A 9,645-nucleotide genomic window follows, 5' to 3' on the forward strand; every position below is an offset into this window, starting at 1 on the left:
GATGACGGTTGACATCCGGTGCGCGAGGATGGTGCCGTGCATCCCGCCGACGTCATCGCCCGCCGCCTGCGCTCGCACCGGCTGGCGGCGCCGGCGCCCACCGTCGCGGATGCGGCCGCGCACATGCTCGCGACCCAGGGGCAGGAGTTCTGGGGCGGCCGGTGGGCACTCGCGGCCCGCACGGCCGGGAACCCGAGCGTCCGCGACGTCGACGCCGCCTTCGACCGTGGCGAGATCGTGCGTTCGTGGACGATGCGGGGCACGATCCACATCGTGCCGGCCCGCGACCTCGGCACGGTGCTCTCGGTGACCGGTGACCGGCAGTTCCGCTCGGCGGCGGCCACGCACCGGCGGGAAGGCCTCGATGCCCGCGAATTCGCCCGGGCCGAGCGGATCGCCCTGGGGGCGCTCGCCGGCGGCGGTCGGCTCTCCCGCAGGGAGCTCTTCGAGGTTCTCGAGCAGGGCGGGGTGTCCACCGCGGGTCAGCGCGGCTACCACGTGCTGGTGGGCCTGTCCGTGCGCGGTCTGGTCTGCCAGGGACCGGTCGTGCCGCGGGAGGGCGGACCGACCCGCGAGCAGTACATCGTGCGGACGGACGAATGGCTGTCGGATGTCGCCACCCCCGCCGATCCGCTCGCCGAGATGTTCGCCCGGTTCATCGCGTCGCACGGGCCCGCCGGCGCCCGCGACTTCGCCTGGTGGTCTGGGCTGCCGCTCGGTCAGGCGCGCCTCGCGGCTGCGGCGGCGGCGGACCGGCTCGAGCTCGTCGACGAGACGCCGGAGCCGGTGTGGATCGCCGCGGGGAGCGCACCGCGGCGCAGCGCGACAGCATCCGCCGTCCTGGCACTGCCGCCGTTCGAGGAGTACTTCATCTCGTACGCGGATCGCACGGTGCCCTGTGCGCCGGAGTTCTTGCGCGCGGTCGGGCCGGGGCTCAACGGCATCGTGCGGCCGATCATCGTCGCGGACGGCACCATCGTCGGGGTGTGGGCGCACTCGCTCGCGGTCGGGCGGCACGCGAACGACCCCGTGCCCGAGCTGTTCGTGCCCGGCGTCGTCCCCGACGAGGAGGTCGCGGCGGCGCTCGATCGCTACCGGACGTTCATCACCGCCTGATCAGCCGGCCGCGTGCCGATCGAGGAACGCGTACACCTCGTTGTCGTCGACGCCGGGGAAGGCGCCGCGCGGCAGCGGCGAGAACATCTGCATGTGCACGCGGGCGCTCGGCCAGGCCTTGCCGGCCCAGCGCTGGGTGACATCGCTCGGCGCGCGGCGGCAGCAGGCGTCGTCGGGGCAGGTCGAGACGGCGCGCTTGCCGGTCTCGCGGCCCCTGAACCACTTCGCGTCGTCGAACGGCACGCCGACCGTGATCGAGAACTCGCCCTCTGCGGTGGTGCCGGTCTGGCTGGAGCACCAGAACGTGCCGGCGGGGGTGTCGGTGTACTGGTAGTGCTCGGTGGTGCGGTTCTGCTCCTCGAACGCTGCCCGCGCCGACCATTTGCGGCACGCGATCTGGCCGTCGACCGCGCCGGTGACATCGGTCGGCAGCGGCAGATCGTCGTTCTCGTACACGCGTCCGATCGCCCCCGATCCGTCGACGCGCAGGAAGTGCAGCGGGATGCCGAAGTGCTGCGTCAGCAGGTTGGTCATCCGCATCCCGGCTGCCTCGTGCGTGACGCCGAATGCGTCGCGGAAGTCCTCGACGGCGAGGTTGCGGTCCTTCTTGGCCTGCGTGAGGAAGGCGACCGAAGCGGTCTCGGGCATGAGGCAGCAGGCGGCGTAGTAGTTGATCTCGAGCCGCTGCTGCAGGAAGTCGGCGTAGTCGCTCGGCCGCTCGTGGCCGAGCAGACGGTGCGCCATCGCCTGCAGGGCCATCGAGCGCAGCCCGTGACCGCCGGGGATCGATGCGGGCGGCAGGTAGATGCGGCCGTTCTCCAGATCGGTGACCGAGCGGGTCGAGTGCGGCAGGTCGCTCGCGTAGATCAGCTCGAAGCCCAGCTGCTCGGCCATGATGCTCACCGAGCGGTGGGTGAGCGCGCCGCCGACATGGCCGGCGGACTTGAGCTGCTTCTCGGCGAGCTTCTCGATGTCGCCGAGGTAGTTGTCGCGCTCGCGCATCATGAGGCGCAGCTCGGTGTTGGCGCGGCGCGCCTCCTCCGGGGTGGCGATGGCCTCGCGCTCGCGGCGCAGCAGCTCGGCGTGCAGCCCGAGGATCGACTCGAGGGTCTCATCGCTCATCCCCTTGGTCACCTTCACCGGGGCGACCCCCAGCCGGCGGAACACGCTGCTGGCCTGGGCGCGCTCCAGCTCGATCTCGAGCGCGGCGCGACGGTTCGGGGGCTCGGTCGAGAGCAGGTCGGCGACGCCGACGCCCGTCGCCGTGGCGATGGCCTGCAGCAGCGACAGCTTGGGCTCGCGCTTGCCGTTCTCGATGAGGCTGAGCTGACTGCCCGCGACGCCGACCACTGCGCCGAGCTCGTCGAGCGTGAAGCCGTGGGCGACCCGCTGATGGCGGATGCGGTGACCCAGGGTGGACAGTTCCAGGGCGGTGGGGGGCATTCCTTGAGCATAACGAAAGAAGTCGATTTCTTAGCGAGCGTTTCCGGAGAAGGGATGCTGTCGCCCGCGGATAGTGGACACAAGCCTGAATCTGACGGCATCCAAGGAGACCCCATGGCCATCGCGGACATCTTCACCCGACCCGAGCCCCGCACCACGACTGCCCCGCTCGCGACGCTCTCACATGGTGCGCGCCCGGCGCTGGACGGCGATGGTGCCGCCGCGCTGTTCGCGTGGGTGGACGAGATCGCCGCGCTCACCCAGCCCGACCGGGTGCACTGGATGGACGGATCGCGCGGTGAGAACGAGGCGCTCCTGCGTCAGATGGTCGAGGACGGCACGCTCATCAAGCTGAACCCCGAGTGGCGGCCGGGCTCGTACCTGGCCCGCTCCCACCCGAGCGACGTCGCCCGCACCGAGGGGCGCACCTTCATCGCCTCCGAGCGCGAGGAGGATGCCGGTCCCACCAACAACTGGGCGGACCCCGCCGAGATGCGCGCCACCATGGACGGGCTCTTCGCCGGCGCCATGCGCGGACGCACGATGTACGTCGTGCCCTTCTCGATGGGCGCGGTGGGCGGGCCGCTCTCGCACATCGGCGTCCAGATCACGGACAGCCCCTACGCGGTCGCCTCGATCGGCATCATGACGCGCGTCGGCACCGCCGTGCTGCACGAGATCGCCGCCGGCGCCGCGTGGGTCAAGACCGTGCACAGCGTCGGAGCCCCGCTCGCTCCCGGCGAGGAGGACGTCGCGTGGCCGTGCAACGCGGAGAAGTACATCGTGCACTTCCCCGACACGCTCGAGGTCTACTCCTACGGCTCCGGCTACGGCGGCAACGCCATCCTCGCCAAGAAGTGCTTCGCGCTGCGCATCGCCTCGGTGATCGGCCGTGACGAGGGCTGGCTGGCGGAGCACATGCTCCTCATCCGGGTGATCAGCCCGGCAGGCAAGGCGTACCACGTCGCCGCGGCCTTCCCCTCGGCCTGCGGCAAGACCAACCTCGCGATGCTGCGGCCCACCATCCCCGGCTGGCGCGTCGAGACCCTCGGCGACGACATCGCCTGGCTGCGCCCGGGCGAGGACGGGCGGCTCTGGGCGATCAACCCCGAGGCGGGGTTCTTCGGCGTCGCCCCCGGCACGGGCGAGTCGACCAACGTCACGGCGGTCGAGACGCTGTGGGGCAACACGATCTTCACGAACGTCGCCCTCCGCCCCGACGGCGACGTGTGGTGGGAGGGCCTGACCGACGAGGCCCCCGCAGAGCTCACCGACTGGCAGGGCAAGCCGTGGACGCCCGCATCCGGCCGCCCGGCCGCGCACCCGAACTCGCGCTTCACGGTCAGCGCTGCGCAGTGTCCGCAGATCGCCGACGACTGGGACGCGCCAGAGGGCGTGCCGCTGGACGCCATCCTCTTCGGCGGCCGCCGCGCCACGAACGTCCCGCTCGTCGTGGAGGCCACCGACTGGGCGCACGGGGTCTTCCTCGGCTCGACGATCTCGTCGGAGCGCACGGCGGCAGCCGAGGGCACGGTCGGCGAGCTGCGCCGCGACCCGTTCGCGATGCTCCCGTTCTGCGGCTACAACATGGCCGACTACTTCGGCCACTGGCTCAAGGTGGGGCAGAAGCTGCGGTTCGACCGCGCGCCCCGCGTGTTCCAGGTGAACTGGTTCCGCAAGGGCACGGACGGCCGGTTCCTGTGGCCCGGCTTCGGCGACAACTCGCGCGTGATCGACTGGATCATCCGCCGCGTCGAGGGCCAGGTCGCCGCCGTCGACAGCCCGATCGGGCGCCTGCCGCGGACGGACGACCTCAACCTCGACGGCATCCACGTGCCGCAGACCGACCTCGACGAGCTGTTCGCCGTCGACGAGGACTCGTGGCTCACCGAAGCCGACCTCACCGAGCAGTTCTACTCCACGTTCGAGGGGCGAGTCCCGGCGCAGCTGTTCGCCGAGCTGGCCGCCCTCCGCTACCGCCTGAAGCGCTCGCAGCAGGCCTGAGCCCCTCCTGGGTCGCTCCTGGGTCGGTCCTGGGCGGCTCCTGGGCGGCCCGCCGGCCGTTCCAGAACAGGAGATCTGGCGGAGACAGGACGAACCGTGCCGGAAGCGTCCTGTGCCGGCCGGATCCCCTGTTTCGGGCGGGTGAGGGCGCGCGGCGCGGCCCTGGGTCAGACCAGCAGCTGGTGACGCGCGAGATCCCGGTACAGCGGGGTCGATTCGACGAGCTCGGAGTGGGTGCCCTGCCCGACGACCCGTCCGTGGTCGAGCACGACGATCAGATCGCTGTCGACCACGGTCGAGAGGCGGTGGGCGATCACGATGAGCGTGCGGCCCGTCGCAACGGCGTCGATCGCGTCGCGCATGCGCTGCTCGTTCAGCCCGTCGAGCGACGAGGTCGACTCGTCGAGCAGCAGGATCGGGGGAGCGGCCAGCAGCGCCCGCGCGATCGCGAGGCGCTGGCGCTCGCCGCCCGAGAGCATGACGCCCGCCTCGCCGACGGGTGCGTCGACGCCGAGCGGGCTGCGCTCGAGCACCTCGCCGAGGTTCACCGCGCGCAGCACCCGCTCGCATTCCTCGTCGGATGCGGTGGGCGACGCGAGTCGCAGGTTCTCGGCGATGGTGCCTGCCAGGGTCGGGGCGTCCTGCTCCACGTATCCGAGCTGTCCACGTAGGTCGGTGCGGTCGAGCGTGCGGACGTCCACGCCGTCGAGGAGGATCGCGCCGTCGGTGGGGTCGTAGAAGCGCTCGATCAGCGCGAGCGTGGTCGACTTGCCCGCGCCGGACGGCCCGACCAGGGCGACGCGTGACCCACGCGGCACCTGGAACGAGACGCCCTTGAGCACCTCGCCGTCGGAGTCCGCGGTGGCCGGCAGCTCGACCGCGGAGGTGTCGACATGAGCGTCGCTCAGCGCCGCGAGGGCGGCCGACTCGGCGGTCCGACGAGCGGCGACCACCGACGCCGGGTAGCGGAACCGCACGTCGCGGAACTCGAGCGCCGCGTGCGAGTCGTTCGCCCCGGGCGCGGTCGCAGCAGGCTGCACGGTCGCGGCGATCGCCACATCCTGATCCGTCTCGATCGGCAGATCGAGCACCTCCTGGATGCGGCCCAGCGCGCCGAGCGCCTGGTTGACCGAGGTGATCGCGCCGAAGAACGAGCCGAGGGGGGCGATCAGCAGGAACAGGAACATCACGAACGTGACCAGATCGGCGACCGTGATCGCTCCGGACGCGACGCGGTACCCGCCGAGGCCGAGGACGACCAGCAGTGACACCTGCAGCGCGATGCCCGCGATCGGGACGACCAGGGCCGAGACCTTCGCGATCCGCACGCCGACGCCGTACACGTCGGTCGCGACGCGCGTGACGTCCGCTGCCTCGCGCTCCGTCGCGCCGGCCGCGCGCACGGTGCGGATCGAGCCGACCGCGCGCTCCACGCCCGAGGCGAGCTCGCCGACCTTGTCCTGCTGCTCCTGCGTCGCCGTGCGGATGCGGCTGCTGAGCAGCGTGACGCCGACCACCGAGATGCCGAGCACGCCGACGATGGAGACCAGCAGCACGGGGTCGATGAACGCCATCGCGAGGATCGCACCGACGAACAGGAGCGCGTTGCCGACCGAGTCGGCCAGGCCCTGGGTGAGCACGGCGTAGAGCAGGGTGGTGTCGGTTCCCACCCGCGAGACGAGATCCCCCGTGCGCCGCGAGTCGAACTCGCTGATCGGCAGGTGCAGGATGCGCGCGATGAGCTTGCGGCGGCTGGAGTACACGACGGCGGTGCCGGTGCGCTGCAGGAGGTAGTGCTGGTATCCGCTGATGACGGAGGACGCCACGACCAGCGCGACGATGCCCCACACCAGCACGCCGAGGGCCTCGCCCGACTGCACGCGCTCGATGACCTGGCCGACCAGCAGCGGCTGGGCCAGGGTCGTGATCGAGCCCGCGATGCTGAGGATCACGATGACCACGAGCACCGGCTTGTGCTCGAAGATGTACGGCAGTAGCTGCGTCAGGCGGGCGCGGGGGCCGTCCTGGGGTGCGGAGCGGCGGCCGCGGCGAGGGGCGGGTGCGGACATGGTGGTGCCTCGTTCATCCTGGTCGGGGGGTTACCTACGACCGTACTTCTTGTGCACGGCCTGCTTGCTCACACCGAGGGCGGCGGCGATCGCGACCCAGGAGTAGCCCGACGCGCGTGCCCGACGCACCTGCTCGGCCTCGGCCCGCGAGAGCACGGAGCGCAGCTCCGTCAGCTCGCGCAGCTGGGCGAGGGGCTCGCCGCCGTCGATGGCGCCGATGGCGGTGCGGATCTGATCGCTCACGGTTTCTCCTGGATCGGATGCGGTGGTGTACCGCATCCGATCGTCAACCGTAGTTGACACCGCCACCGGAAGTCAACTCCGGTTGACGGGCAGGGATGTCCGAACCGCCGGGTAACCTTGTCCGGTGCCCGCTCCCGTGATCTCTGCGCAGAACCTCGTCAAGGCCTACAAGGTCAAGGGCAAGCCCGACTTCCTGGCCGTCGACGGCCTCAGCTTCGAGGTGGCACCCGGCGAGTCGTTCGGTCTCCTCGGGCCCAACGGCGCCGGCAAGTCCACGACGATGAAGATGGTCGGCGCGGTCTCGACCCGCACCGACGGCGACCTCAGCATCCTCGGCCTCGACCCCGATCAGTACGGCCCCGAGATCCGCTCGCGCCTGGGCGTCGTGCCCCAGCAGGACAACCTCGATGGCGAGCTCAACGCCCGCGAGAACCTCTACATCTACGGCCGCTACTTCGGCCTGCCGGCCAAAGTGTGCCACCAGAAGGCCGACGAGCTGCTCGCCTTCGCGCAGCTCGAAGACAAGGCTAAGAGCAAGGTCGACCAGCTCTCCGGCGGCATGAAGCGCCGGCTCACCATCGCCCGCGGCTTGATCAACGACCCGCGCATCCTGCTCCTCGACGAGCCGACCACCGGGCTCGACCCGCAGGCGCGCCACGTGCTGTGGGACCGTCTGTTCCGTCTGAAGGAGCGCGGCACGACGCTCGTGCTGACGACCCACTACATGGACGAGGCCGAGCAGCTCTGCGACCGGCTCATCGTGGTCGACAAGGGCCGCATCATGGCGGAGGGCACCCCTGCCGCGCTCATCCGCGAGCACTCCACCCGTGAGGTGCTCGAGGTGCGCTTCGGCTCCGACCGCAACCAGCAGGTCGCCGCGCAGCTCCAGGGTCTCGGCGATCGGGTCGAGGCTCTGCCCGACCGCATCCTGATCTACACGGCCGACGGCGAAGCGGCGCTCGAGCGCATCACGCAGCTCGGGCTCCAGCCGGTGACGAGCCTGGTGCGCCGTTCGAGCCTGGAGGATGTGTTCCTCCGGCTGACCGGAAGGTCGCTGATCGAATGACCGCCGCCGAGACCGGGCTCTCGCTCGACGAGCTGCGCGCCGAGGCGATCGAGTGGGCGCGCAAGCCGCGCAGCCGCGGCACCTGGTACGTCACCGAGCACATCGTGCGCGCGATGCGCGCCTACGGCTGGACCATCGTCGTCGGCGCCCTCGGGCAGCCGATCCTCTACCTGCTCGGCCTCGCCGTCGGGCTCGCCGCCCTCATCGCGGAGCCGATCGACGACGCAGGGCAGGCAGTGCCGTATCTGGTGTTCGTCGCGCCGGCGCTGCTGGCCACCGCGGCGATCGCGGTGGCGTCAGAGGAGTTCACGTATCCCGTGATGCAGGGCTTCAAGTGGCGCCGCTACTTCTACGGCTTCAACGCGTCGCCCCTGTCATCGGGGCAGCTGGCCAACGGCGTCGTGCTGGGTGCGGGTGCGCGCATGCTGCTCGCGGTGGCCGCCTACTTCGTCTTCATCGCGATCTTCTTCGTGTGGATGTATCCGGGCGTCACCTCGCCCGGGACCGCCTGGCTCTCGGTGCCGATCGGCCTGCTCGGCGGCCTGGCATTCGGCATTCCCCTGATGGCATACGCCGGCACGCTCGAGGACGACACCGGCCAGTTCGCCCTCGTCCAGCGGTTCGTCTTCATGCCGATGTTCCTGTTCTCCGGCACGTTCTACCCGCTCGGGGTGCTGCCCATCTGGCTGCAGTGGATCGGATGGATCTCGCCGCTGTGGCACGCCTCCGAGCTCGGGCGCGTGGTCACCTACGGCAAGCCGGTCGCGCCGGTGATGATCGCGGTGCACGTCGTCTACCTGCTCGTCCTCGCCGTCGGCGGCCACATCGTGGCGCGCCGCGTGTTCACCAGGAGGCTCGCCAAATGACCGCCGTGGCAGAGGACACCCAGACGCGTCGCGGGGGAGTCCGCGCGCTGTGGGCGGGCAACCCGCAGGCCGTGGTGCAGCGCGGGCTGATCGCCGCGCGCTCGTCGAGCTGGGTCGTGGTGTTCTCCGGGTTCTTCGAGCCCGTCTTCTACCTGGCCTCGATGGGACTCGGTCTCGGCGCGCTGATCGGGGACGTGCAGACCAGCGGCGGCATCTCCGTTCCGTACGCGGCCTTCATCGCGCCGGCCCTGCTGGCGGTGTCCGCCATGAACGGCGCCATCTACGACTCGACGTGGAACGTCTTCTTCAAGATGAACTACGGAAAGCTCTACGAGGGGATGCTGGCGACCTCCCTCGGTCCGCTCGACGTCGCGCTCGGCGAGATCCTCTACGCCCTGCTGCGCGGACTGCTGTACGCCACCGGGTTCATGGTGATCATGCAGATCCTCGGGCTCAACCTCGCCTGGACGGCGATCCTCGCCATCCCCACGGTCCTGCTCATCGCGTTCGGGTTCGCGAGCCTGGGCATGGCGATCACCAGCTACATGAAGACGTTCCAGCAGATGGACTGGATCAACCTCGTGCTGCTGCCCATGTTCCTGTTCTCGGCGACGCTGTACCCGATCACCGTCTACCCCGAGTGGGTGCAGGGGATCATCATGGCGTTCCCGCTGTGGCACGGGGTGGAGCTGATCCGCGGCTTCACGACGGGCGTCATGAGCCCCGACATGGGCTGGCACATCCTGTACTACGTCGTGATGATCGCGATCGGGCTCGTCTTCACCACGAAGCGGCTGCGCGCGCTCTTCCTCGACTGAGCGCACTACCCTGGGCACAG

At 70.5% G+C, this 9,645-nt stretch carries 8 protein-coding genes; 5 read left to right on the forward strand and 3 right to left on the reverse strand.

Annotation, left to right across the window (positions count from 1 at the left end):
* Positions 1 to 36: 36 nt before the first annotated feature.
* Entirely contained in the window at positions 37 to 1,116 is a 1,080-nt protein-coding gene (locus tag Microterr_RS03070; RefSeq protein WP_263796201.1) for a winged helix DNA-binding domain-containing protein, read from the forward strand.
* On the opposite strand, the gene Microterr_RS03075 is transcribed toward Microterr_RS03070, so the two are convergent.
* Positions 1,117 to 2,559: an XRE family transcriptional regulator gene (locus Microterr_RS03075; protein ID WP_263796200.1), complete on the reverse strand. Its 1,443-nt coding sequence runs from the start codon at positions 2,557 to 2,559 to the stop codon at positions 1,117 to 1,119. It abuts the gene before it with no gap.
* Positions 2,560 to 2,673: 114 nt separating this feature from the next.
* Between Microterr_RS03075 and Microterr_RS03080 the strand changes: the two genes are divergently transcribed.
* Positions 2,674 to 4,563 (forward strand): phosphoenolpyruvate carboxykinase (GTP), encoded by a 1,890-nt coding sequence (locus tag Microterr_RS03080; RefSeq protein WP_263796199.1) that lies wholly within the window; start codon positions 2,674 to 2,676, stop codon positions 4,561 to 4,563.
* Positions 4,564 to 4,730: 167 nt separating this feature from the next.
* Here Microterr_RS03080 and Microterr_RS03085 read toward each other — a convergent pair whose 3' ends face one another.
* Entirely contained in the window at positions 4,731 to 6,632 is a 1,902-nt protein-coding gene (locus Microterr_RS03085; RefSeq protein WP_263796198.1) for an ABC transporter ATP-binding protein, read from the reverse strand.
* Positions 6,633 to 6,662: 30 nt separating this feature from the next.
* Positions 6,663 to 6,875 carry an AsnC family protein gene (locus Microterr_RS03090; RefSeq protein ID WP_263796197.1) on the reverse strand — a complete coding sequence of 71 codons (213 nt, stop codon included), beginning with the start codon at positions 6,873 to 6,875 and terminating at the stop codon, positions 6,663 to 6,665.
* Positions 6,876 to 6,999: 124 nt separating this feature from the next.
* Between Microterr_RS03090 and Microterr_RS03095 the strand changes: the two genes are divergently transcribed.
* Genes Microterr_RS03095 through Microterr_RS03105 form a run of 3 tightly spaced genes read left to right on the forward strand, consistent with a single transcriptional unit; the run spans position 7,000 to position 9,625 of the window.
* Positions 7,000 to 7,941 carry an ABC transporter ATP-binding protein gene (locus tag Microterr_RS03095; protein WP_263796196.1) on the forward strand — a complete coding sequence of 314 codons (942 nt, stop codon included), beginning with the start codon at positions 7,000 to 7,002 and terminating at the stop codon, positions 7,939 to 7,941.
* Positions 7,938 to 8,807 (forward strand): ABC transporter permease, encoded by an 870-nt coding sequence (locus tag Microterr_RS03100; RefSeq protein WP_263796195.1) that lies wholly within the window; start codon positions 7,938 to 7,940, stop codon positions 8,805 to 8,807. Before Microterr_RS03095 ends, Microterr_RS03100 begins: the two co-directional genes overlap by 4 nt.
* Complete coding sequence (locus tag Microterr_RS03105) at positions 8,804 to 9,625, forward strand: ABC transporter permease (protein WP_263796194.1); 822 nt, start codon at positions 8,804 to 8,806, stop codon at positions 9,623 to 9,625. The genes Microterr_RS03100 and Microterr_RS03105 overlap by 4 nt, the downstream gene beginning before the upstream one ends.
* Positions 9,626 to 9,645: the final 20 nt, after the last annotated feature.

Source organism: Microbacterium terricola (assembly GCF_027943945.1).
Classification (GTDB): domain Bacteria; phylum Actinomycetota; class Actinomycetes; order Actinomycetales; family Microbacteriaceae; genus Microbacterium; species Microbacterium terricola.

Bases quoted from the DNA above. Each gene is read 5' to 3' on its own strand.
- Microterr_RS03100 (WP_263796195.1), top strand. From the start codon at position 7,938: ATGACCGCCGCCGAGACCGGGCTCTCGCTCGACGAGCTGCGCGCCGAG.
- Microterr_RS03085 (WP_263796198.1), bottom strand. From the start codon at position 6,632: ATGTCCGCACCCGCCCCTCGCCGCGGCCGCCGCTCCGCACCCCAGGAC.
- Microterr_RS03105 (WP_263796194.1), top strand. From the start codon at position 8,804: ATGACCGCCGTGGCAGAGGACACCCAGACGCGTCGCGGGGGAGTCCGC.
- Microterr_RS03080 (WP_263796199.1), top strand. From the start codon at position 2,674: ATGGCCATCGCGGACATCTTCACCCGACCCGAGCCCCGCACCACGACT.
- Microterr_RS03075 (WP_263796200.1), bottom strand. From the start codon at position 2,559: ATGCCCCCCACCGCCCTGGAACTGTCCACCCTGGGTCACCGCATCCGC.